Below are 23,651 nucleotides of genomic sequence, written 5' to 3' on the forward strand. Positions count from 1 at the left end.
TATCCCTCTGTTCGCGGCTATTCGCCGATGTAGTGCATGACGTGCTTGATGCGAAGGTAATCGTGCAGTCCGAAAACGGACAAATCCTTACCGTAACCAGAGTGCTTGAAGCCACCGTGGGGCATTTCTGATACGAAAGGGATATGGGTGTTGACCCACACGACGCCGAAGTCAAGACGCTTTGACATTCTCATTGCCCGGCCGTGGTTCGAGGTCCACACCGAGCTCGACAGGCCGTACCTGACGCCGTTGGCCTTGGCCACCGCGTCGGCCTCGTCGGAGAAGGTCTGGACGGTGATGACGGGCCCGAAGATCTCGTCCTGCACCATCTCGTCGTCCTGCCGGAGGCCGTCCACGATGGTGGGCGCGAAGAAGTAGCCCTTGTCACCCACCCGCTGTCCGCCGGTCAGGACCTTGGCGTGCTCCGGGACCCGGTCGAAGAAGCCCGTGACGCGGGCCAGCTGGCTCGCGTTGTTGAGCGGCCCGTACAGGGCCTCCTCGTTGGACAGGTCCCCGGTCACGGTGTTCGCGGCCGCCTCGGTGAGCGCGGCCACGAACTCGTCGTGGACGTTCTCGTGGACCAGCACGCGGCAGGCCGCCGTGCAGTCCTGGCCGGCGTTGTAGAGACCCGCCGTGGCGATGGCGTCGGCGGCGCCCTTGAGATCGGTGACGTCGTCGAAGACGACGACCGGGGCCTTGCCGCCGAGCTCCAGGTGGACCCGCTTGAGGTCGTCGGCCGCCGACTTGGCCACGGCCATGCCCGCGCCGACCGAACCGGTGATCGCGACCATCTGCGCGGTCGGGTGTCCCACGACCAGGGCGCCGGTCTCGCGGTCTCCGGCGACGACGTTGAAGACGCCCTTCGGAAGGACCTCCCCGAGGATCTCGGCCAGCTTGATCGTGGCGACCGGGGTGGTGTCGGAGGGCTTGAGCACGACGGTGTTACCCGCGGCGATGGCGGGGGCGATCTTCCAGACCGCCATCATCATCGGGTAGTTCCAGGGCGTGACCTGGCCCACGACGCCGATCGGCTCGTACCGGATCGTGGAGGTGTGGTCGGCGAGGAACTCACCCGACGTCGGCCCCTCCAGCGTGCGCGCGGCGCCCGCGAAGAAGCGGAAGTGATCGGCGGCGATCGGGGTCTCGTCCTCGGCCATGCGGGCACGCGGCTTGCCGGTGTTGAGGCACTCGGCCTCGTTCAGCTCGTCGGCGCGCGCCTCGATCGCGTCGGCGACCTTGAGCAGCAGATTGGCCCGCTCGCCCGGCGTGGTCTGGCTCCAGGACTCGAACGCGGCGGCCGCCGCGGCATAGGCTGCGTCGACGTCCTCCGGACCGGAGATCGGGGCCTGAAGGTAGGCCTCTCCGGTACAGGGGTCGATGACATCGGAGAACCGGCCACTCTTGGCGTCCACGAACTCGCCGTTGACATAATTCCGCAGGTGAGTGGGTGCGTGATTCTCAACCGGGGTGGTCAAGGTCGACCTCCTTGCGCTTGGGGCTGAGTTGTCGCGACTCTTACAGAGCAGAAGCCTCGCGACAAGGGATTTCGTTGTTAAGATACCAAATTGCTACGAAATCGCTTGACAGAAGGCCTGGAACTGACACCATGTCGCATCGGAGCCGCAATATGACGGCAACAGCCCCGCAACATGACGCCAGGGAGCGCGGATGACGACGCCGCCCAAGGTACGCCGCGAAAACGACGCCAGGCCAGGGCCCGTCGTCCTCGACGAGATCTCCAAGCAGATCATCGAACAGCTACAGGCGGACGGACGCAAGCCCTACGCCGCCATCGGCAAGGCCGTGGGCCTGTCCGAGGCCGCCGTCCGCCAGCGGGTTCAGCGCCTGATCGACGGCGGGGTCATGCAGATCGTCGCGGTGACCGACCCGCTGACCCTGGGCTTCTCCCGCCAGGCCATGATCGGCATCAAGTGCGAGGGCGACCTGGAGACGGTGGCCGACGAACTGTCGGCCATCAAGGAGATCGACTACGTCGTCCTGACCGCCGGATCCCTCGACGTCATGGTCGAGGTCGTCTGCGAGAGCGACCAGCACCTCCTGGAGATCCTCGGCAAGATCCGTGCCATCCCCTCGGTTCGCGCCACCGAGACCTTCGTCTATCTCAAACTCCACAAGCAGACCTACTCCTGGGGCACCCGCTGACGCACGGCGGCGGGCCCCGGCCGGCACGCCCGGGTCGGTCGACGCAGACGCCGTTCCGAAAGCCCCGCTTTCCCGGCTCTCTGGTAAAGCGGGAGACGACTCCTTAAGGTGATCATGGGCGTTGCCTGAGACGAGGAGTGCCGATGCGCGAGATCACCGCCACCGTCGACATCGACGCCTCCCCCGACCGCGTCTGGGACGCCCTCACCGACCTCTCCCGGTATGCCGAGTGGAATCCCATGTTCACCGGCGGTTCCGGCACACCGGCCGCCGGCAACACCCTGACCCTGCGGATGCCCGTGGGCGGGCTCACCGTGCCGTTCAAGACCTTCGTCCTCGCAGCGGACGAGGGCCGGTTGCTGCGCTGGCGGGGACGGCTGATCGGACCCGCGGTCTTCGAGGCGGTCCATGAGTTCGTCCTCACTCCACGGGAGGGAGGCACCACCGTGCTCCAGCGGGAGACCATGGTCGGCAGGCTGGTGCCCCTCGCCTCATCGATGATCGACCAGTACGAGAAGACGGTCGTCCGCCTGAACGAGGCGCTGAAGGACCGATGCCGGCTCACCCCTCCGCACTGACGTGACGGCGCCCGTCACCCTCCCCGCTCGATCCGATCCGACGGGACAGAACCGCCGAAAACAAGTGATCACGGTAGGGTGACGGACCTATGCGGCTCTCCAACGTGTCCTTTCGGTACTCACGTCGCGGTCCCTGGGTCCTGCGGGACGTCGAGCTCACGCTCACCCCCGGCTCCGTCATCGAGGTCACCGGCCGCAACGGAGCGGGCAAGTCCACGCTGCTGCGTCTGCTGGCCGGGATCGTTCCCCCCTCCCGGGGCACGATCGCCGACCGTCCCGGCGTCGTCGGCTACGCCCCTGACGTGTTCCCCGTGGGCCAGCCCTTCACCGTGACCGACTACCTGGACCACATGGCCAGGATCCGGGGCGGCTCCCCCGACGCCGCCAGGGCGCTGGCCATACGGCTGAACGCGACCCACCTGCTGAGCCAGCCGCTCGGCGACCTGTCCAAGGGCAGCGCGCAGAAGATCGGCCTGATCCAGTCGCTGATGGCCTCCCCCGGCCTGCTGATCCTGGACGAGCCCTTCGCCGGACTGGACGAGCAGACCCGCACCGAACTCCCGCTGATCATCGAGGAGCTCGCCGCGGGCGGCGGGACAGTCGTGGTCAGCGACCACCAGAACCAGCTCCAGAACTTCCCCGGCGCCGACCACTGGCTCGTCGAGAACGGCACGGTCACCTCCCGGACCGGCGAACGGTCACCGGCATCCGCTCCCCCGGACGGCGCGGAGACGCCGCAGCCCTCCGCCTCCCCGCCCCAGGGCGACAGGCAGCCGTCCGTCTCCCAGGGCGATGAGCGGCCGTCCGCCTTCCAGAACGGCGAAAGGGCACGGCAGGTGGTCATCGAAGTGCTCGTGAACGCCGACGACGCCGACGACGTCGAGCAGAAACTCCGCGCCGACGGCTACCTCACCAGGCGGACCTCATGATTCATCTCGTGCGCTTCAAGCTCGCCGCCTACGCCCGGTCGCACCGGCTGCTCCAGCCGATGATCGGGCTGACCGTGATGCTGATCCTCTTCTACTCCACGCTGATCCCGTCGGGCAGCGAGTTGTCCTCCTACGCGGACTCCGCCGGGCTGCTGATCGTCGTCTTCGCCTGGGCGTCCCGGGGACTGCTCGACACCGAGCCTCCGACGCAGCGGCTGATCTCGATGACGGCGGCCGGAGGACCCCGCCGGGAGATCACGGCGGGCCTGATCAGCGCGCTCGTCGTCAACCTCGGCATGGCCGCGATCGCGATCGTGCTGCCGCTGATCCACGGCTTCGCCGCCATGCCCGTCCCCGCCGACCTGATGCGCGGCATCGGGCTGCACGTGCTCAGCCTGAGCGTCGGGACCGCACTGGGCGCGCTGTCCAGCAACGCGATCCTGCCCTCGCCCGCCGTCTCGATGCTGGTCCTGTTCGGCGGCTACGTGGCCCTGCTGCTGATCAGCCTCACCCCGGTGGGCCGTTTCTCGGTGCCGATCGTGCTCTGGATGCGCGCGGCGAACGAGGGAGCACTCGACGGGGCCCTGCCCGGCCTCGCCGCGGCGGCACTGTTCTGGGCCGCCGCCGGCATGGTGTTCTACGTACGGCTCCGCCGCACCCGCCCCTGATCGGCCGGCTTTCCTCACGCAGCCACCGCGGTTCTCAAGCAGGCCTTGGTCGGGTGATCGAGCTGCCGCCTGTCCCCGAGAAGATTCCGGCGATCCACTACGCGGACGTGCGAGAACTCCTGTCCGAACTGACCGGATAGGACCCCCGTGGCGAACCCGACCTCAAGGTTCGTCGCGCGAGACGACGGTGAACGAGAGCCGGGGCCTCTCCTCCACCGTGACGGCGCCTGCGGCGAACCGCCCGGCATGCCCGCGAAACACCTGCGCACGGAGCCGGCCGGACCCGTGGCGGCGACCGGACCTCACTGAGCGCAGCCGTACGATGCGATCACCCGGCCTTCCGGTCACGGCCCGGCCACTTCCCAGAGGGAACTCACCGGCATGGCGCGCAGCCGTTCGCCGAACGGGAGCGTCTGAGTCCCCGTGTAGAGGACGACTCCCACCGCGAAGTCGTCACCGAGGCGGTCCGCGAGATGCCGCAGCCCGCGGAAATCATCCGGTCGCACCGTCGATGACGCCTTCACCTCTATCCCGACCACCCGCCCCTGGCGGTTCTCCAGGACGGCGTCGACCTCGACCTTGTCCTTGGTCCGATAGTGGAACAGCTCCACGCGCTCTTTCGACCAGGTGAGCTGACGAGCCAGCTCCATGAGGACGAAGCCCTCCAGAAGCGGTCCGAAAGCACCGTCGGGACGTAGCAGGCTCCTGTGATCGGCTCCCAGAAGGTTCGCCGCTATCCCCGAATCGACGAAGGCGACCTTGGGCGTTCCGATCGCACGGCTACTGAGGTTGCGTGACCAGGCCGGGATCCGTTTGATCAGGAACACCTCTTCGAGCAGACTCAGATAGCGATGCACGGTGCTCGCGGAAAGCCCGACCGCATTACTCAGAGCACCGGCGACCAGCAACTGGCCCGACCGGGCCGCCAGCAGCCGTACCAGAGCCCGCATCTCCGCTGTTCGTTCGATCTCCGCCAGCTGGCTCACATCTCGCGCGATGAGATCCGCCACGTACGAATCGAAGAACCTCTCTCGTCTGTGGACGTTCGATCGTGCGACAGCTTCAGGGAAGCCGCCGCGAACGACCCGCTCCGCGTACTCCGGGCGACCGACCACCGACTCGTGGCGGAGGTTCTCGCCCTCGGCGAAGAGCGCGTCCACGAATCCGTCGGCCGCACCGTCGATCTCACCTTGCGAGAACGGCCACAACTCGATGGTCTCCATCCGGCCGGGTAGCGCGTCGGGAAGCCCCCGGAGGCCGAGCACTCTGGCCGACCCGGTCAGCAGGTAGCGGCCCGGCCTCGGGTCTGTGTCGACCTGCTCCTTGATCGCGAGCAGCAGCTCGGGAACCCGTTGGATCTCGTCGATCACCATGAGTTCAGGGAACATGACGAACCCGGCGGGATCCGTGATCGCGGCCTGACGCACGACGGGAGCGTCGAGGTTTCGCCACTCTCCCGCACGTTCTTTCACGAGAAGACGAACCAACGTGCTCTTGCCGCACTGGCGCGCGCCCGTGACGAGGGTGACCCGCGTGTCAGTCAAAGCCTCTTGGACAGCTCTTTCAGCGCGTCGCGGGAGGACCTTGCCCAAAGGAGTCTGTGAGGCGCTGACCATGGGTTCAGGATGACATAGTTCGAAGGCGACTGACGCGTTGGTCGCCATGTTGCTGACAGATTGGTCGCTAGGTTGCTGACGCGTTGGTCGCTGGGTTGCTGACGGATTGGTCGCTAGGTGGGCAGCCGGGGATGGTGTTCCGCACCGGCCGACCGGTCTCATCGCCGACGTGAGTGTGTTCGCGGCTCCACTGCGGAGTCCCCGGCCACCGGCGAAACGCTCCGGCGGAAACGAGATCGTGCTTGGCCGTCTCGTCGGCCTCCGGCGTTTCGTACGGGCCTCACCCGCCATAAGACGATGCGGCGGCCGGCGCCGGGCGAGCGAGAGACGCCGCTCGCGGGAAGGACCGCGAGCGGCGGTCGGCGCCTCGGGGTGCGTCGCCGTACGGTGTGACGAACGACGGCGAGTGACGGTGGTTTATTCGGCGGCGGCCAGCTGGCCGCAGGCGCCGTCGATCTCGCGGCCACGCGTGTCGCGGACCGTCACCGCGACGCCGTGAGACTCCAGACGCCGGACGAAGGCGCGCTCGTCCTCCGGCCGGGAGGCGGTCCACTTCGAGCCCGGAGTCGGGTTGAGCGGGATCAGGTTGACGTGCACGAGCTTGTTCTTGATGAGCCTGCCGAGCAGGTCGGCCCGCCACTCCTGGTCGTTGATGTCCTTGATCAGCGCGTATTCGATGGAGACCCGGCGCTTGGTCTTGGCCGCGTATCCCCAGGCCGCGTCGAGAACCTCGGCGACCTTCCACCGGGTGTTGATCGGCACCAGGGTGTCGCGGAGCTCGTCGTCGGGAGCGTGCAGGGAGACCGCCAGCGTCACCGGCAGTCCCTCGTCGGCGAGCTTGCCGATCGCGGGGACCAGACCGACGGTGGAGACGGTGATGCCCCGGGCGGAGATGCCCAGACCGTCGGGGGCGGGCTCGACCATCCGGCGGACGGCGCCGATCACGGCCTTGTAGTTGGCCAGCGGCTCGCCCATGCCCATGAAGACCACGTTGTTGACCCGCCCAGGGCCACCGGGGATCTCGCCCGCCGCCAGCGCCCGTGCTCCGGCGACGACCTGCTCGACGATCTCGGCGGTGGTCATGTTACGGGTCAGCCCGGCCTGGCCGGTGGCACAGAACGGGCAGTTCATGCCGCATCCAGCCTGGGAGGACACGCACATGGTGGTGCGGTCGGTGTAACGCATGAGAACCGACTCGACCAGCGCGCCGTCGAACAACCGCCACAGCATCTTGCGGGTGGTGCCGCTGTCGGTGGTCATCTCCCGAACCGAGGTCAGCAGCGTGGGGAACAGCGCGGTCGTGAGCTTCTCGCGAGCCGCGGCCGGCAGATCGGTCATCAGAGCCGGGTCGCTGGTGAGCTTCTCGAAGTAGTGCCGGGAGAGCTGGTCGGCGCGGAACGGCTTCTCACCCAGCTCGGCGACCGCCGCCCGGCGCTCGGCCATGGTCAGATCGGCCAGGTGGCGCGCGGGCTTGGCCCGACGCGGCGCCACGAAGGTGAGCTGGCCGGGTACGGGGGTCCCGGGCGGGCTGACAGTCGACAAGTCCAACGCCTTCTCTCGACGGTTACTCGAATGCTCGAAGCGGTGCTCAACCTTGATCTAGAGTCCGGAGGTATGGCGACAATCCGCCCCGCAGGAGAGCGGGGAGACGACGTCGAGATCATGCTCACCGACGTCAATCCCTACGGGAGCCGCACCCTGGTGGTCGAACGCGACGAGACTTCCTCGGTAGCTTACCTGTGCGGGTCTGGAGGCATGGTGCACGGAGCGGCCTGGCTTGCCAATCACGGCCCCGCCCCGGCCGAGATCGACCTGGAGCGCACGGACTCCGGACTGCCCCCGGTGGTGCCCCGGGCGAACACCCGGCACCCCGACGGCAGGCCCCCGCTGGGCGCGCTGCGACCGCTGTGGTTCGAGGAGGGCGACGGCGTCGCCCTGTACGAGAACGACGAGCTACTCGCGGTCATTCCTGGCTGGGCGGACATGAGCAGAGGCATGCCGGGCTACTCCCGTGACGCGGTGGGCGAATCGCCGTTCGCCTGGTCGCTGGAGGAGGCTTACGACGGTCTGGCCTCCCGGCTGGCCAAGGCTCAGGCCTACTGGCAGTGGCGCGGCGGCAACGGCGCCTGGGCCTCGTTCCAGCAGTTCGTGATGGGCCATCTGGACCGCAAGGTCGGGACCGCCGGAAGATTCTGGGACGCCGGAGGCGACCGGCTTCCCACGGTGGGCATCACCGAGCGCCCCCCGGAACGGGGACGGGACCACACGATCCTGTCCACGGTCGGGATGAGCTGCCAGCGGATGCCCACCGTGGAGCAGTACATCGACAGACCGGAGGCCTACGCCCGGGTGGAACTCGCCGTCGCCTCCCCCGGCGACGCACGCGACGCGGCCCGGCTGTTCCTCTGGCTGGGACAGTATCCGTGGCATTCGGTCACCTGGCTGGGCCACGGCCACACCGCCAAGTGGTATCACCGGCCGGAGACCTTCCCCCTCGGATCCGCCTACAGCGGCGTCATGATGCTGACCGGGCTGCCGGGGCTACCCGACCTGTCGGGCTTCACCTTCGGCGGTGACGCCGTGCAGTGGCTCTGGCTGATCCCGATCACCGCCGACGAACTGCGCCTGGTCACGGCGGAGGGGTACGGCGCGCTGGTCCCCCGGCTGTCCGCCGCCCGGCTCACACGCGCGGGGTGAACGGTCTCCGCCACTCTGCTCAGCTCACCGGACATCCAGAGCGGATGCCCCGCCCCTCGGGGCGGGGAGGAAGCGCTTCTTGTTGTTTTCTCTTGGTGTGTGGGTCAGGATCGGTACAGTTGGGTGTTCCGCGATAGCCAAGCGGGACATGTTTGAACGCGGCAGGGCATGCCGTGTCTGCGCGGGGAGGCTTCGGGGTTGCCCGGGCCAATGAACCGCGAACCAACAGACCCGGCTGAAAGGCCGGGTGCTGGAATCCCCGGTTTTCACAGCCGGGGAGGACGTCAAACGAGCAAGGTGAGTAGCACCCAGACCGGGATCAGTGCGACGACCAGGGAGTCGAGGCGATCCATCATGCCGCCGTGGCCCGGCAGCACGCTGCTCATGTCCTTGACCCCGAGGTCCCGTTTGATCGCCGATTCGATCAGGTCGCCGAGCGTGGCGAAGACCACCACGACCGCACCGATCAGCACGCCCTTCCAGACGTCTTCCTCCAGTCGCCAGGCCACCAGCCAGCCGCCCACCGCCATGCAGGCCAGTGCCGATCCGGCGAAACCCTCCCAGGTCTTCTTCGGGCTGATCACCGCGGACATCTTGTGCTTGCCGAGGGAGATCCCGGCGAAATATCCGCCGATGTCGCTCGCGACCGTGGTGGCGATGAAGATGAGCACCATGTCGGCGCCCCGCCTGCCCTGGTCGCCGGGGTCGGCGAGCAGCAGTGCCGCGAACCCGGCGAGCAGCGAGGGATAGACCATGACCAGGATGGTCGCGGTGACGTCGCGGACGTAGTCTTCGGTGCCCCGGAGCATTCTCCAGATCATCAGCACGAGCACCGTCATCGCGAAGCTGCCAAGCAGCCACGGAGTCCCGCCCCAATAGGCCCCGCCGATCATGGCGGTCATCCCCACGAGGGTGGGAACCAACGGAATGTTGATCCCCCTGTCCGCGAACGACCGGACCAGCTCCGTCACGCCGATTCCCACCGCCACGATCACCACGGCGAGGAAAAGCACCTTTACGAAGTAGAGGGAAGCGATGACGACCGCCCCCAGGGCAGCGCCCACCGCTATCGCAACGGGAAGGTTCCTGCCAGTACGGCTGCTACCCGCCGCGGGTTCCAAGGCGTCCTACTTTCATACACAAAGTCCTTGTCCCGCGCGGACTTTCACGCGGGACAAGGACCATGGCTCAGACTTCGAGCAGCTCGGATTCCTTGTGCTTGAGCAGCTCGTCAATCTTGGCGACATGCTTCTGAGTGAGGTCGTCGAGCTCCTTCTCCGCACGACGCACCTCGTCTTCACCGACCTCGCTGTCCTTGACCATCTTGTCGAGGGTCTCCTTGGCGTGACGGCGGATGTTGCGAACGGAGACCTTGGACTGCTCCGCCTTGTTGCGGGCAACCTTGATGTACTCCTTGCGGCGCTCCTCCGACAGCTCGGGGAAGGCCACACGGATGACCACACCGTCGTTGCCCGGGTTGACACCGAGGTCCGAGTTGCGGATCGCCTTCTCGATCGCGGCCATCGAGCTCTTGTCGAAGGGCTGGATGATGACCATGCGAGCCTCGGGGACGTGGAACGAGGCCAGTTGCTGAATGGGGGTGGGTGTCCCGTAGTACTCAGCACTGATCTTGTTGAACATCGACGGGGTGACACGGCCCGTGCGGATACCTGCGAAGTCGTCCTTCGCCACCGACACTGCCTTGTCCATCTTGTCCTCGGCTTCGAGGAGGGTTTCGTCGATCACAGCGGCTCCCTGTCTTCTCGGTCACTCACCATTCCTCGCTCACTTCGCGGGACGCTCCTACGTCGCGCACCACTCCGCTCGCTACGTCAGGCTCGCTCTCCACCTTTGGGTCACTCCCCTGCCTCACTCACTTCGCGGGACGCTCCTACGTCGCGCACCACTCCGCTCGCTACGTCAGGCTCGCTCTCCACCTTTGGGTCACTCCCCTGCCTCACTCACTTCGCGGGACGCTCCTACGTCGCGCACCACTCCGCTCGCTACGTCAGGCTCGCTCCCTATTTCCCTGCCGGACTCACCAGCGTGCCGATCTTCTCACCGCGCACCGCCCGCAGAATGTTGCCCTCGCCCATGAGGTCGAAGACCACGATGGGCAGGCTGTTGTCCATGCACAGACTGATGGCGGTGGCATCCATGACACCGAGGCCACGGGTCAACACCTCACCATATTCGAGGTGATCGAATCGAACGGCGTCGGGGTTCTTCCGGGGGTCCGCGTCATAGACGCCGTCCACCTGGGTGCCCTTGAGTAGCGCCTCGGCACCGATCTCCAGCGCGCGCTGCGCGGCGCAGGTGTCGGTGGAGAAGAACGGCGACCCGAGCCCCGCCCCGAAGATGACCACTCGCCCCTTCTCAAGGTGGCGGATGGCGCGGCGGGGCAGGAAGGGCTCAGCCACCTGCTGCATCGTGATGGCGGTCTGCACTCGGGTGTCGATGCCCCGCTTCTCCAGGAAGTCCTGGAGAGCCAGGCAGTTGATGACCGTGCCGAGCATTCCCATGTAGTCGGCCCTGGCGCGGTCCATGCCGCTTTCGGACAGGGCGGCGCCCCGGAACATGTTGCCGCCCCCGACCACGACCGAGACCTGCACGCCCTTGCGGACGGCCTCGGCGATCGAGTCGGCGAGATGGCCCACGACACCCGGATCGATGCCCTGCGGCTCACCTCCGGCGAAAGCCTCGCCGGACAGCTTCAGCATGACCCGCTTCCAGCGAAGCGGGTCCGAATACGACGAAACCGCCGACGTAGCGGGTTCCTGGTTCTCCTGCACGGCGGCGGCCTCCTCGTTTAGTGCTCTACTGGGAGCTGGGTCAAGATTTAAGCCTGGCCGACCTTGAAGCGGACGAAGGCCTGAACCTTGACACCGTTGTCATCGGCGAACTTCGCGATGGACTTCTTGTTGTCCTTCACGAAAGCCTGCTCGAGCAGGGTGAAGTCCCTGTACCAGCCGTTGATACGTCCATCGACGATCTTACCGATGGCGGCCTCGGGCTTGCCCTCCTCCCGGGTCATCTCCTCGAAGAGCGCGCGCTCCTTCTGGATGACGTCGGCGGGGACCTCGGCGGAGCTGAGGTACTTCGGGGCCATCGCGGCGGCGTGCTGCGCGATGTCCTTGGCGACCTCTGCGTTCGGGGTGTCGAGCTGCACGAGAACGCCGACCGCCGGGGGAAGCTGGGGGTCGGTCTTGTGCATGTAGGCGCCGATGTAGCCGCCCTCGAGCACCGCGAAGCGACGGATCTCGATCTTCTCACCGAGCGCGACGTTGGCCTCGTCAAGGTGCACCTTGACGCTGCTGCCGTCGAGTTCGGAGTCGAGCAGTGCGGGCACGTCGGCCGGCTTGGTGGCCAGGATGTGCGCGACCACCTGAGCTGCGAGCTCCTGGAAACGCTCGCCCTTGGCGACGAAGTCGGTCTCACAGTTGAGCTCGAGCAGCGCGGCGGCGGAGTCGCCGTCCTGCTTCAGGGCGACCAGTCCGTTGGAGGCGGTGCGAGCCTCGCGCTTGCCAACGTCCTTGGCGCCCTTGAGCCGCAGGATCTCGACGGCGCGGTCGAAGTCGCCCTCGGACTCCTCAAGAGCCTTCTTGCAGTCCATCATGCCGGCGGCGGTCAGCTCACGAAGCCGCTTCACGTCGGCCATGTTCACGGAAGCCATTGTCTTTTCCTCGTCGGGATCATCACTGATCTCAGAAGTCGGCACGAGATCAGGTAGCTGGGTGGATCAGGTGGGTGTCCTCGCATGAGGACACCCACCCGGAAGGGCCTTGCGGATCGTACGGCCAGGCCGCACGAGAGGGAACGACCGAACTACGCCTGCTCGTCGGTCTTGTCGGCGGGCTTGGCCTCGTCGGCCTCAGCGGCCTCAGCGGCCTCAGCGGCCTCGGCGGCCTCGGCGGCCGGAGCGGCTTCGGCAGTCTCGGGGGCCTCGGGGGCCTCCTCGACCTCGGCCTCGGCGGCCGGAGCAGCCTCCGCCTCGGCGGCCGGAGCGGCGTCGGCGGGGGCGTTCTCGGTGCTGCCGGTCAGCAGCTCCTGCTCCCACTCGGCCAGCGGCTCGGCGCCACCGGCGACGGCCGGCTTGTCGTCGCCGCGGTTGGCACCGGCGCGGGCCATGAGGCCGGCCGCGACGGCGTCGGCGACGACGCGGGTCAGCAGACCGACGGCGCGGATGGCGTCGTCGTTACCCGGGATCGGGTAGTCGACCTCGTCCGGGTCACAGTTGGTGTCGAGGATCGCGACGACCGGGATGTGAAGCTTGCGGGCCTCGCTGATCCCGATGTGCTCCTTCTTGGTGTCGACGATCCACACCGCGCTGGGGATCCGGGACATGTCGCGGATACCGCCGAGGGTGCGCTCCAGCTTCTCCTTCTCGCGGCGGCGCATGAGGAGCTCCTTCTTCGTGAGCCCCGAGGCGGCCACGTTGTCGAAGTCGACCTCCTCGAGCTCCTTCAGGCGCTGGAGCCTCTTGTGCACGGTGGAGAAGTTGGTGAGCATGCCACCCAGCCAGCGCTGGTTGACGTACGGCATGCCGACGCGCGCGGCCTGCTCGGCGATGGCCTCCTGGGCCTGCTTCTTCGTGCCGATGAACATGATCGTGCCGCCGTGCGCGACGGTCTCCTTGACGAAGTCGTAGGCCCGGTCGATGAAGGCCAGCGACTTCTGCAGGTCGATGATGTAGATGCCGTTGCGCTCGGTGAAGATGAAACGCTTCATCTTCGGGTTCCAGCGACGAGTCTGGTGACCGAAGTGAACGCCGCTTTCGAGCAGCTGTCGCATGGTGACGACGGGGGTGGACATGTGATTGTCCTCCAGGTCGGGGCGCCCATCACTGGGCGCTGTTCTCGGTTTGACGCGACAGCCTGCGGTTGTCGCCCTGATACCCCGAACCGGATCCAGCCGGGTTCTCACCCGGACCGAGGGACCGCGGTTCTTGACGGGGCATGCGAAGTCGGCCCATGAGTACAGGCCATCGAAAAGTCTACCCGTTAACGGGCCTTACCTTGACCTCGGTGACCTCAGCGCGTCAGGTCACCCTTATCCGTCTCCGGCCCCGCTCCGGGCGACCCTGTGCGACCCCTCCTCGGGCAGCCCGTGCGGCCGGCGCACGACGCGGGCGAAGAGGTTCACCTGCGCCTCGGCGATCCGCGCCCCGGCCGGAATCTGGTCCCGGTCCCTGACACTGCTCCGATAGGGGCCGAGCAGCTCGTCGATCCGCTCGGACAGCCACTTCATCTCCTCGGCGTCGACCAGCAGGGTCGTGCTGGTGAAGGCCGAAGCCTCACGCCACTCCGGGGACTCCCTGTCGTAGTTCTCCAGTGCCCGGGTCGCCTCACTCGCCGCCTGATCGCGCCAAACCTTGATCAGCAACTCCTTGGCGCTGCGCACCTCCGGGAGGTCGTCCGGCTCGGGGCTGACGGTCAAGCTCATGGTGTTGTGGCGCCACAGACGCTCCCTGCCGTCACCGCGCGCGGGCGCGTCCTCGACGAAGCCGTATTTGGCGAGCATGCGCAGGTGGTAGCTGGCCGCGCTCGGCGTGATCCCGACGACCTCGGCGACCTCGGTCGCCGTGCAGGGACCCTCATGGAGCCGGGCCAGGATCGCGAGCCTCGCGGGGTGCGCCAGCGCGCGCATCGCCGTGGGGTCGGTGAGCGGTCTCCGTGCCTCGGTCATGCGTAAACCGTACCCATTTCAGGTCTGAAGCATTGCCTTCATAATTATGAAGGATTATCTTCATAACTGTGAAGCATTCCCTTCAGGTTCCCCGGAAGGCGTCGTGATCCCCTTGTTCCAACCGGCCCCCCTCAAGAAGCAGCGCGACTACCGGCTGCTGCTCTCCGCCCGCGCCGTCTCCGAGACCGGTGCCGAGGTCTCCCGGCTGGCGATTCCGCTGACCGCCGCGATCCTGCTCGGCGCCTCCCCCCTCCAGATGGGCGTACTCACCGCCGTGACCTCGCTGCCCTACCTGCTGATCGGGCTTCAGGCGGGTGCCGTCGCCGACCGGATGAGACGGCACCGGCCGGTCATGGTCGCCTGCGAGGTGATCTCGGCCGTGGCCATGGCCACGATCCCCGTGGCCTGGATCGCCGGGCTGCTGACCGTGCCGTGGCTGATCGCGATGGCGTTCGTCGTCGGCGCCTGCTCCGTGATCTTCCGGGCGTTCAACTTCCCGCACCTGGTCACGGTGGTCCACGAGAGCCAGCGGACCGAGGCGCTCGCGGGCTTCCAGTCGGCCTTCGCCCTCGCCAGCGTCGGCGGCCCCGGACTCGCCGGACTTCTCGTCCAGTTGATCACGGCGCCGTTCGCTCTCCTGGCCGACGCGGTGTCGTTCCTGGTCTCGGCGTTCCTGATCCGGAGAATCGCGGCGCCGGAGATCCACACACCCGCTCCCCCGCGCGGCATGTGGATCGAGATCCGCGAAGGTCTGCACGCGGTGGTCCGGCATCCGGCGCTCCGCGCGCTCTGCGGCTGCGGAATCACGATCAACTTCTTCGGCAGCGTGTACATGGCGCTGTTCGTGCTCTACGCCCTCAACGTGATCGACCTGCCCGCGGGACTGGTCGGCGCGCTCACCGCCTTCTTCGGCGTCGGCGGCCTGCTCGGCGCGGCCGTCATCTCTCGCCTGGTCAAGAGGTTCGGTGAGAACCGGATGCTGGCCTACTCCGTGCTGCTGTTCCCGATCGACTTCGTGACCGCGGCGCTCGCCTCCGGTCCGGTGTGGGGCAAGTTCCTGCTCCTGTCCGCCAGCGCGCTGATCAGCGGTATGGCCGTCGTGTGCTTCTCCGTCTGCATGGGCGCCATCACCCTCCGCGAGACCCCCACCGAGCTGAGGGGCCGGGTCAACGCCACGCTGACCTTCATGATCCAGGGTGTTCTCACCTTCGGCGGCCTCGCCGGCGGGCTGCTCGGCAGCCTGCTGGGTCTACGCCCGGTGCTGTGGATCTGCACGGCCGGAATCCTGCTCACGATCCCGTGGATCTGGCTCTCCCCGCTCCGCCACTTCTCCACACAAGAAGCACGATGATCGCGACCCGCTTCGCCACATCTCCACACAAGAAGCACGATGATCGCGACCCGCTTCGCCACATCTCCACACGAGAAGCACGATGATCGCGGCGGTCGGTCGCCCTCCGGTTTCACCGTTGGATGTCCACACCCCATGTCGTCTGTCCACAGAATCCCGCTCGGCCCCCTTGGGCCTCAACGCGAGTCTCCATCCTCAGATGCGTGAACTCCCTTCGCACCTCCGGGATACGAGTCCTGCTGTCCATGCTGCTGTTCGCCATGCCGGGAACCACGGCACCGCGCACCATGACCGGCGAGATGAGCCACGAGAGGGCACCCGAGCCCTCCGCCCGCTGGGAGTGGCCGATCGCCGGGCGTCCCCGGGTGATCCGGGGCTTCGCACCACCGCCGCAGCCGTGGCTGAGCGGGCACCGGGGAGTCGATCTCGCCGCGACGCCCGGTACGGAGGTCCGGGCCGCGGGGCCGGGGATCATCGGCTACGCCGGTCCGCTCGCCCAGCGGGGCGTGGTCACCGTGCTCCACGCCAACGGCCTGCGGACGACCTACCTTCCCGTCCAGCCATCGGTACGGCGTGGCCAGGCGGTGAGCGGGGGCGAGGTGATCGGCGTCGTGCAAGATGTGGGCGGGCACTGCCCTGCAGGTTGCCTGCACTGGGGCCTGCTCCGCGAACACCTGTATCTCGACCCGTTGCTCCTGCTGGGCCACGGCCAGGTCAGGCTGCTCCCCACCTGGCGCTGACTCTCACCCGCCGTGTCTGTGACCGGTCCTGACCCTCAACCTGCCCTGCCTACGACCAGCCCCGCCCATGACCGGCCGTACCTACAACCGGCCCTGCCTGCGATCAGTCCCGCCCATGACCGGCCGTATCTACGACCAGCCCTGCCTGTGACCGGCTGTGTCTATGACCGGTTGTACCTATGACCGGCCCTGTCCATAACCGGCCCTGTCCATAACCGGCCCTGTCCATAACCGGCCTCGCCTGCGGCCGGTCGTCATGTGCACGCGGCCCTGACCTGAGAATTCACGGGCTCTCGGGACGCAGACGCCAGCCCCGGGAACCACGCTCCACGTATCCGGCGGCGGCCAGGCCACCAAGGCAGGAGAGCGCCGTCTCCAGACCGACGCCCGCGTTCATCGCGATCGTCGCCGGACCCGCCCCGATCCGGGCGGGCACCGCCTCAAGGACCCGGCGGGTCTCCGCATCCAGTTCGTCGCGGGGAAGCACCGGGCCACGCGGCTCGGGAGCCAGATCGGCGCCCATCGCGCCGACGAGCTCGATCATCTCTTCCGGGGTGGTGACGCAGGTGGCCGTTCCCTGGCGGATCAGCCGATGGCATCCGGCCGAGGTCTCCGAGGTCACCGGCCCCGGCACGGCGGCCAGATGGCGGTTCAACGCGATCGCGTGCCCCGCGGTGTTGAGCGCCCCGCTGCGCACGGCCGCCTCGATGACCACGGTGCCCCGCGACAGCGCGGCGATGAGCCGGTTGCGGACCAGGAACCGCGGCCTGGTCGGGTGGGCGCCCATCGGGCACTCGCTCACCAGCACACCCTGCGAACGCACGGCCGCGAACAGCTGATGATGCGCGCTGGGATAGGCGACGTCGGTGCCGCAGGCGAGCACGACGACCGTCGGTGTCTCCCCCGCGAGGACACCTCGGTGAGCCGCCCCGTCCACCCCGTATGCGCCGCCCGAAACAACCGTCCACCTTCGCTCGCCCAGTCCCGCTCCGAACTCCGCCGCGACATGCGTGCCGTACGGGGTGGCGGCTCGCGAACCGACGACCGCGACGGACCGGAGACAGGAGAATCGCAGGTCGGCCTCGCCGTGGAGCCAGAGGGCATGGGGCCGGGAGTCTCCCAGGTCGTCCAGTTGGGTCGGCCACCCGGGATCTCCCGGAATCACCAGCCTGGCCCCTCCCCACTCGCCCTCGGCCAGGTCTCTGGCGGCGTCGGCCGTCTCCAGCCGGGCCGACCAGGAGCCGAGCATCCGGGCGAGCCTGGCCAGGGGCTGCGCATCCTGCGATCCGGCCGCACCCCTGCGATGGGAGCTCACGAACCACCGGGTGAACTCCGGATCCAAGGCCCTCTCACGGATCTGCCCGACGGCGGCCTCCGGACCGTAGGAGGCTACGAGCCTGCCCATCACGGCGTCTCCCGGCTCGGCCAGCCGCATCAACGTGACCCGTGCGAGCCTGTCGCTCACCATTCCTCCCCCAGCCACAGTCCGAGTGCCGCGTTGGTCTCGTGGAGCTCTGGCTCCTTCTTGCCCCCGAGGTCGGCCAGGGTCCAGGCCACCTTGAGCACCCGGTCGAGCCCGCGGGCGCTCAGCCGGCCGCTGTCCAGTTGCTGCAGGAGGGGGGACATCGCCTTGGACGGTGGCCGATATTCGGTGTGGAGCGCGCGGGTGGACACCTCCGCGTTGCACCGCCACGGGGTGTTCGCCAATCGCTTGGCGGCACGCTCACGTGCGAGCAGCACCCTCTCGGCCACCACCCGGCTCGGCTCGATGAACCGGCGGTCGGCGAGGAGCTCGCGCCTGGTCGACCGGTGAAGGCTGACCTTGACGTCCACGCGGTCCAGCAACGGACCGGAGAGTCTGCCCAGGTAGCGGCGCCGGACCGTGGGGGTGCACCTGCACGGGTCTCCGGCAACGGACGACTGCCCGCACGGGCACTTGTTCGCGGCCAGAACCAGCATGAACCGGGCGGGAAACGTGACCGAACCCAGCGCTCTGGAGACCGTCACCCGGCCCGACTCCAGAGGCTGCCTGAGTGAGTCGAGCACGGACATCGGATATTCGGGAGCCTCATCAAGGAACAGGACTCCCCTGTGAGCGAGCGAGACCGCGCCGGGACGGATCACCCCTCCGCCCCCGCCGATGATGGACGCGACGCTCGCGGTGTGGTGAGGTGCCATGAAAGGGGGACGGATCAGCAGCGGGCGGTCCAGGGGCAGCACCCCGGCGACCGAGTGGATCGCGGTCACCTCAAGCGCCTGATCAAGCTTCAGGGACGGAAGCAGGGTGGGCAGCCGTTCGGCGAGCATTGTCTTGCCGGTGCCGGGAGGACCCAGCATCCAAAGGTTGTGTCCGCCTGCGGCACAGACCTCCAGCGCGTGGCGGGCGAGAGGCTGGCCCGCCACGTCTCCCAGGTCGGGGAGTGTCCCGCCGGCCCCCGCGGAGGCTCCGGACCCCGCGGCGGCCCCGCGTCTCGCGGCGGCGCCAGGCCCCGCGAAAGCTCCGGGACCGGCGGAGAATCCGGAATCGGCGAGAGATCCCGGCCCGTCCGAGGATCCGGGAAATCCGGGCACGCCGGAAGCGATCGGCCGCGCACCGTCCCGTACGCCGCCAGAGCGGGGTTCTTCGGCGGGCGGATCTCCGACCGGCGGCGCGTCGATCGGATCGTCGCTCCGAAGCCAGCTCACCAACCGCCCCAGGGTGGTGGCCGGGATCACGGTCACATCCGGCACGAGACCGGCCTCGGCGGCGTTGCGCGCGGGGACGACGACGGTGCGGGCACCGGCGGCGACGGCCGCCAGCACGGCGGGGAGCACGCCTCGCACCGGTCTCACCGAACCGTCGAGACCGAGCTCGCCCAGGAAGAACGGCTCGGCGACCCTGGCGATGGGCACGACCCCGGCCGCCGCCAGCAAGGCCACGGCGATCGCGACGTCGAACATGCTTCCTCGCTTGGGCAGGCTGGCGGGAAACAGGCTGACGGTGATCCGCGCGTCGGGCCATGGGTGACGGCTGTTGACCACGGCCGAGCGGACCCGGTCCCGTGCCTCGCTCAGCGCGGTGTCCAGCATGCCGGTGAGATGGAGACCGGCCATGCCGTTGCCGACGTCGGCCTCGACCTCGACGAGGTGGCCCGTCACCCCGACCAGGGCGACGCAGTGTGTGCGGGCGACGGCCACTCACGCCACCTCCCGGACGCGGCGGATGATCCAGGACAGTCCGGGAGACGTCTGTGGAGGCATCTAGCTCATCCCCCGCTCATGACGGATGACAAAATCTCCGGCGAACCGCTCCAGCGCGATGACGTCGACGCGGACCGCGTCGAACCTCTCGGACTGCTCTCCCAGCCATCTGCCCGCGAGCCTGCGCAGGCGGGCGAGTTTCGCCTCGGTCACCGCTTCGAAGGCGGTGCCGTGGGTGCGGCCGGACCTGGTCTTCACCTCCACCACGACGAGCGTCAGCCCCTCGCGGGCGACGACGTCGATCTCTCCGTCCGGGCACCGCCAGTTGCGATCCAGGATCTGCATGTCATGTGCCAGCAGATAGTCGACGGCGACCTGCTCACCGTGCTTGCCGAGCTCATCCTTCGCGGCCATGGAACCACCTCCGGTTCCAGACCTTCGCTCAGCTCACCGTGGTCCCGAGGAGCCGAATCCGGCTCTGTGGACACACAGTGATCAGAAACCACTCCTGTGGACAACTCTCAGGCCCGCCGCGGGCGCCGCGCGCCGAACGGAGCTCGCAGCGCCGCCCCCTCAGACGGCCTGAGCAACCCCTCGGGCATCCCTCACACGCCCCGGCGCCCCTCGCCCGGCCCGCGACCCTCTTGACCACGCAGAGAAACCGCACAGGAACAGTGCGTACAGAAGGGCGGAAACAGGGACACCGACGGAGCGACCCCCCGGGCGGCGCTCATCAAGCTCATCAAGCTCATCAAGCTCATCAAGCGGAACACGGGAACTCGCGGGGAGCGCCTCAGCCGGAGAAGCCTTCCTTGGGCATCTGCAGGTCCGGCTTGGCGAGCTCCTCGACGTTCACGTCCTTGAAGGTGACCACGCGCACGTTCTTCACGAACCTCGCGGGCCGGTACATGTCCCAGACCCAGGCGTCCTGCATCTTCACATCGAAGAACACGTCACCGTTCTCGGCCGTGCGGACATCCAGGTCGACGGAGTTGGTGAGATAGAAGCGCCGTTCGGTCTCCACCACATAGGTGAACAAACCGACGACGTCACGGTACTCACGGTAAAGCTGCAGCTCCATCTCGGTTTCGTACTTCTCGAGATCCTCTGCGCTCATACCGGTCCTCCTGTTAAACGCCCTCCCCGGCCCGCCCGATCAGGCGACACCGGCCCCCACTTCATTCTCACCCATCACCCCACTCGCCCCTGACCGCGCCACCGTCGAGAAGGAGAATCGGTGATCAGGACACGGACCGTAGGTTTCGAGCGCCCTGCGATGATCTACGGTGCCATACCCCTTGTGCACGGCGAAGCCGTATCGGGGATGGCACTCGTCCAGCGCGACCATCATCCTGTCCCGCGTCACCTTGGCGACGATCGAGGCCGCGGCGACGCAGGCCGCGACCTGGTCACCCTTCCATATTCCGAGCGATGGGACGGGCAGCCCAGGGACGGGGAACCCGTCGGTGAGCACATAACCAAACTCACAGGATAGCCGTGCCACAGCCCGGCGCATTCCATCGATGTTGGATTTGTGCAGACCCCGCGTGTCGATCTCGCCCGGCGGGATCACCACCAGGCCGATCGCCTCCGCGGTCGCGGTGATCCGCTCGTACAGCGAGTCGCGCCGGGAGGCCGTCAGCAACTTCGAATCGCCCAGACCGTCGATCGGACGGCCCAGCACCACCGCGGCGATCACCAGCGGCCCGGCACAGGCGCCTCTGCCGGCCTCGTCGACTCCGGCCACGGGCCCCAGCCCGCGGCGCGTGAGAGCCCGCTCATAGCCGTACAGTCCCGAATCCCTCCGGACCACGCTGGGTCTGGGGCGAAACGCAACCGTCATGGCACCACGGCACACAGAGCAACCATGACCAGAGAGTACGCCCCATCCGGTGCATTCGGTACTGCTATCTCACCTTGGTGAACGACTTGGTGAACGTCTCGGGCGTCGAAAGGATGGCGGCCCTGGAGAACGGCCAGTAGATCGCGAAGGCCCGGCCGATCACGTCGTCCTCGGAGATCGTCCCTTCCCCCTCGTGCAGCTCGTGGTCCCGGGAGTCGGCGGAGGCCGTACGGTGATCGCCCATGACCCACAGGCGCCCCGGGGGCACGACCTTCTCGAACGGATCACCCGAGGGGAAGTCGTCGGGGTGCAGGTAGGCGCCCTCGTCGATCGGGACCCCGTTGACGGTGATCCGCTTCTGGGCGTCGCAGCACTTCACGGTGTCACCGCCGATCCCGATGACCCTCTTGATCGTGTCTTCGTTGTTCCAGCCCTTGAAGACGACGATGTCTCCGCGCTCGGTGGCGCCGTGCAGCTTGTTGACGATCACCCGGTCGTGCTCGACCAGGGTGTTCTCCATGGACTCCGACGGGATCCAGAAAGACTGGAAGACGAAGGCCTGGAGCAGCAACGCCACCACCACGCCGCACACGAGCAGGAAGAGCGACTCGCGCAGACCGCCCTTGCCGGCCGCCTTTTTCTTCTTGCCCTTCTCGGGCTCGTTTTCCTTCTCGGCCTCGGGGTCAACGGTCATGGGGTACGGCTACCGCCTTGAAAGCCAGCGACGACGCCACAGCAGCAACGGCACGGCCCCCGCGAAACCGGCGATGAGCGGGGTGGCTCCCGCCGCCGCGGAGGCGGCCTTGAGGGCCGGCTGGCTGAAGGTGTCTGGAATGGAAAGGATGGTGGCCCTGGAGAACGGCCAGACGATCACGAAGGCCCGGCCGATCACCTTGTCCACCGGGATCGTCCCGCCACCGGGGTCGCCCTGGTGGGAGCGGGAGTCGAGGGAGACCGAGCGGTGGTCGCCCATCACCCACAGGCGGCCCTCGGGCACCTTGATCTCGAAGTCCGCCTGGGACGGCACGTCACCGGGGTAGAGATAGCTCCCCTCGTCGAGGGGAACGCCGTTGACCGTGACCCGGCCCTTGGCGTCGCAGCACTTCACCGTGTCGCCGGCGACGCCGATGACCCGCTTGATGTAGTCCTTCTCGCCGGGGATCACGCCGAACGCCGTGCCGACCCAGCGGAAGAACCCGGCCACCGCGTTGGACGGCTCCTCGAACTGCACCTCGCCGTCCCAGGAGTCGACGCCGGAGAACACCACCACGTCACCGCGCTCGATGTCACGGATCCGGTAGACGGGCTTGTTGACCAGGACCCGGTCGTTCGTCAGGAGGGTGTTCTCCATCGACTCCGACGGGATGTAGAAGGCCTGGATCACGAAAGTCTTGATTATGAGCGCGAGAACCAGCGCCACGACGATCAGGACGGGCAGTTCTTTCCAGAAAGAGCCCTTTTTCTTGTCCTTGCCGCTCTTGGCGTCCTTCTGCGTTTCTTCGGCGACCACGTCCACCTCGTCCTCGACAGGTCGACGCGAAGCTGCGCCGTACTCCCGGTCTTCGCTAGTCATCGCTGATGAGCCTAGATGATGCCCGAGGCCAACCGGTCGCGCGGTGGGGTACGTACAGCTATGCGTCTTGCCATAGGAGGCCAAACCTCCTTACATGCGTCTGGCCCGCTCCCCAGAGAGTAGAGGATGCGGGCCAGGCTGCGACTACCGGACGCTCTATCGCGCTTCGCGCTTCTCGCGGATGCGAGCGGCCTTGCCGCGCAGGTCGCGCATGTAGTAAAGCTTGGCGCGGCGAACGTCACCGCGGGTCAGCAGGACGATCTTCTCGATGACCGGGCTGTGCACCGGGAAGGTGCGCTCGACGCCGACGCTGTAGCTGACCTTGCGAACGGTGAAGGTCTCGCGGGAGCCACCGCCCTGACGGCGCAGGACGAAGCCCTTGAAGATCTGGACACGGGAGCGGCTGCCCTCGATGACGCGGACGTGAACTTCGAGCGTGTCACCAGGACGGAAGTCCGGGACATCGGTGCGGAGCGCGGTTTTCTCGAGCTCGCTGATCAGCGTGTGCATGGCAGTGCTACCTCATTTACGCGCGCACGCGGAGGTCCACCCGACCGCGATGAGGCGGCATCGTGATGGACACACGTGCTGAAGTGGATGGTCGCCGGGAAGCCGGAGTCGCTCTACC

At 67.6% G+C, this 23,651-nt stretch carries 24 protein-coding genes; 7 read left to right on the forward strand and 17 right to left on the reverse strand.

Going from position 1 to position 23,651, the window contains the following annotated elements:
* Window positions 1-17: 17 nt before the first annotated feature.
* Window positions 18-1,475 (reverse strand): gamma-aminobutyraldehyde dehydrogenase, encoded by a 1,458-nt coding sequence (locus tag J2853_RS25505; RefSeq protein ID WP_307562116.1) that lies wholly within the window; start codon window positions 1,473-1,475, stop codon window positions 18-20.
* Window positions 1,476-1,668: 193 nt separating this feature from the next.
* Between J2853_RS25505 and J2853_RS25510 the strand changes: the two genes are divergently transcribed.
* The 4 genes from J2853_RS25510 to J2853_RS25525 all read left to right on the forward strand — a co-directional run bounded on the left by J2853_RS25510 (window position 1,669) and on the right by J2853_RS25525 (window position 4,338).
* A complete protein-coding gene (locus tag J2853_RS25510) occupies window positions 1,669-2,163 on the forward strand; it encodes an Lrp/AsnC family transcriptional regulator (protein ID WP_307562118.1) in 495 nt (164 codons plus the stop codon).
* 143 nt (window positions 2,164-2,306) lie between these two features.
* The gene (locus J2853_RS25515; RefSeq protein WP_307562120.1) at window positions 2,307-2,741 is read left to right on the forward strand and encodes an SRPBCC domain-containing protein; all 435 of its coding nucleotides are present in this window, start codon (window positions 2,307-2,309) and stop codon (window positions 2,739-2,741) included.
* Between the two features lie 89 nt (window positions 2,742-2,830).
* Window positions 2,831-3,670 (forward strand): ATP-binding cassette domain-containing protein, encoded by an 840-nt coding sequence (locus J2853_RS25520; protein ID WP_307562121.1) that lies wholly within the window; start codon window positions 2,831-2,833, stop codon window positions 3,668-3,670.
* Window positions 3,667-4,338, forward strand: a complete 672-nt coding sequence (locus tag J2853_RS25525; RefSeq protein WP_307562123.1) for a hypothetical protein — start codon at window positions 3,667-3,669, stop codon at window positions 4,336-4,338. Before J2853_RS25520 ends, J2853_RS25525 begins: the two co-directional genes overlap by 4 nt.
* Window positions 4,339-4,682: 344 nt before the next feature.
* On the opposite strand, the gene J2853_RS25530 is transcribed toward J2853_RS25525, so the two are convergent.
* On the reverse strand, window positions 4,683-5,954 hold the full coding sequence (locus tag J2853_RS25530; RefSeq protein ID WP_307562125.1) for an ATP-binding protein: 1,272 nt from the start codon (window positions 5,952-5,954) through the stop codon (window positions 4,683-4,685).
* 417 nt (window positions 5,955-6,371) lie between these two features.
* Complete coding sequence (rlmN, locus tag J2853_RS25535) at window positions 6,372-7,496, reverse strand: dual-specificity RNA methyltransferase RlmN (protein ID WP_307562127.1); 1,125 nt, start codon at window positions 7,494-7,496, stop codon at window positions 6,372-6,374.
* Between the two features lie 72 nt (window positions 7,497-7,568).
* On the opposite strand from rlmN, the gene J2853_RS25540 reads away from it, so the two are divergent.
* On the forward strand, window positions 7,569-8,651 hold the full coding sequence (locus tag J2853_RS25540; RefSeq protein ID WP_307562129.1) for a suppressor of fused domain protein: 1,083 nt from the start codon (window positions 7,569-7,571) through the stop codon (window positions 8,649-8,651).
* A gap of 284 nt (window positions 8,652-8,935) precedes the next feature.
* Here J2853_RS25540 and J2853_RS25545 read toward each other — a convergent pair whose 3' ends face one another.
* The 6 genes from J2853_RS25545 to J2853_RS25570 form a co-directional block, all read right to left on the reverse strand.
* Window positions 8,936-9,715 carry a phosphatidate cytidylyltransferase gene (locus J2853_RS25545; protein WP_307562131.1) on the reverse strand — a complete coding sequence of 260 codons (780 nt, stop codon included), beginning with the start codon at window positions 9,713-9,715 and terminating at the stop codon, window positions 8,936-8,938.
* A gap of 124 nt (window positions 9,716-9,839) precedes the next feature.
* Window positions 9,840-10,397 carry a ribosome recycling factor gene (frr, locus tag J2853_RS25550; RefSeq protein WP_307562133.1) on the reverse strand — a complete coding sequence of 186 codons (558 nt, stop codon included), beginning with the start codon at window positions 10,395-10,397 and terminating at the stop codon, window positions 9,840-9,842.
* 275 nt (window positions 10,398-10,672) lie between these two features.
* A complete protein-coding gene (gene pyrH / locus J2853_RS25555; protein WP_307562135.1) occupies window positions 10,673-11,371 on the reverse strand; it encodes a UMP kinase in 699 nt (232 codons plus the stop codon).
* Window positions 11,372-11,490: 119 nt separating this feature from the next.
* Window positions 11,491-12,324 carry a translation elongation factor Ts gene (gene tsf, locus J2853_RS25560; protein ID WP_307562137.1) on the reverse strand — a complete coding sequence of 278 codons (834 nt, stop codon included), beginning with the start codon at window positions 12,322-12,324 and terminating at the stop codon, window positions 11,491-11,493.
* 152 nt (window positions 12,325-12,476) lie between these two features.
* The gene (rpsB, locus tag J2853_RS25565; RefSeq protein WP_307562139.1) at window positions 12,477-13,463 is read right to left on the reverse strand and encodes a 30S ribosomal protein S2; all 987 of its coding nucleotides are present in this window, start codon (window positions 13,461-13,463) and stop codon (window positions 12,477-12,479) included.
* A gap of 237 nt (window positions 13,464-13,700) precedes the next feature.
* On the reverse strand, window positions 13,701-14,336 hold the full coding sequence (locus tag J2853_RS25570) for an ArsR/SmtB family transcription factor (RefSeq protein WP_307562141.1): 636 nt from the start codon (window positions 14,334-14,336) through the stop codon (window positions 13,701-13,703).
* 103 nt (window positions 14,337-14,439) lie between these two features.
* Between J2853_RS25570 and J2853_RS25575 the strand changes: the two genes are divergently transcribed.
* Together J2853_RS25575 and J2853_RS25580 are read left to right on the forward strand one after the other, a co-directional pair.
* Window positions 14,440-15,687 carry an MFS transporter gene (locus tag J2853_RS25575; RefSeq protein ID WP_307562142.1) on the forward strand — a complete coding sequence of 416 codons (1,248 nt, stop codon included), beginning with the start codon at window positions 14,440-14,442 and terminating at the stop codon, window positions 15,685-15,687.
* Window positions 15,688-15,890: 203 nt separating this feature from the next.
* On the forward strand, window positions 15,891-16,427 hold the full coding sequence (locus J2853_RS25580; protein ID WP_307562144.1) for a murein hydrolase activator EnvC family protein: 537 nt from the start codon (window positions 15,891-15,893) through the stop codon (window positions 16,425-16,427).
* Window positions 16,428-16,710: 283 nt separating this feature from the next.
* Here the strand turns inward: J2853_RS25580 and dprA are convergent, their stop codons facing one another.
* The 8 genes from dprA to rplS form a co-directional block, all read right to left on the reverse strand.
* The gene (gene dprA, locus J2853_RS25585; RefSeq protein ID WP_307562147.1) at window positions 16,711-17,895 is read right to left on the reverse strand and encodes a DNA-processing protein DprA; all 1,185 of its coding nucleotides are present in this window, start codon (window positions 17,893-17,895) and stop codon (window positions 16,711-16,713) included.
* A complete protein-coding gene (locus tag J2853_RS25590) occupies window positions 17,889-19,604 on the reverse strand; it encodes a YifB family Mg chelatase-like AAA ATPase (protein ID WP_307562149.1) in 1,716 nt (571 codons plus the stop codon). The genes dprA and J2853_RS25590 overlap by 7 nt, the downstream gene beginning before the upstream one ends.
* 63 nt (window positions 19,605-19,667) lie before the next feature.
* The gene (locus J2853_RS25595) at window positions 19,668-20,021 is read right to left on the reverse strand and encodes a YraN family protein (RefSeq protein ID WP_307562151.1); all 354 of its coding nucleotides are present in this window, start codon (window positions 20,019-20,021) and stop codon (window positions 19,668-19,670) included.
* A gap of 379 nt (window positions 20,022-20,400) precedes the next feature.
* On the reverse strand, window positions 20,401-20,724 hold the full coding sequence (locus tag J2853_RS25600) for a DUF2469 domain-containing protein (RefSeq protein WP_089208053.1): 324 nt from the start codon (window positions 20,722-20,724) through the stop codon (window positions 20,401-20,403).
* A 39-nt stretch (window positions 20,725-20,763) separates the two neighbouring features.
* Entirely contained in the window at window positions 20,764-21,450 is a 687-nt protein-coding gene (locus tag J2853_RS25605; protein ID WP_307562156.1) for a ribonuclease HII, read from the reverse strand.
* A gap of 64 nt (window positions 21,451-21,514) precedes the next feature.
* Window positions 21,515-22,144 carry a signal peptidase I gene (gene lepB / locus J2853_RS25610; protein ID WP_307562159.1) on the reverse strand — a complete coding sequence of 210 codons (630 nt, stop codon included), beginning with the start codon at window positions 22,142-22,144 and terminating at the stop codon, window positions 21,515-21,517.
* A 9-nt stretch (window positions 22,145-22,153) separates the two neighbouring features.
* On the reverse strand, window positions 22,154-23,023 hold the full coding sequence (lepB, locus tag J2853_RS25615; RefSeq protein ID WP_307562160.1) for a signal peptidase I: 870 nt from the start codon (window positions 23,021-23,023) through the stop codon (window positions 22,154-22,156).
* A gap of 156 nt (window positions 23,024-23,179) precedes the next feature.
* Window positions 23,180-23,533, reverse strand: a complete 354-nt coding sequence (gene rplS / locus J2853_RS25620; RefSeq protein ID WP_307562162.1) for a 50S ribosomal protein L19 — start codon at window positions 23,531-23,533, stop codon at window positions 23,180-23,182.
* Window positions 23,534-23,651 lie beyond the last annotated feature (118 nt).

This window comes from Streptosporangium lutulentum (genome assembly GCF_030811455.1).
Taxonomy (GTDB): domain Bacteria; phylum Actinomycetota; class Actinomycetes; order Streptosporangiales; family Streptosporangiaceae; genus Streptosporangium; species Streptosporangium lutulentum.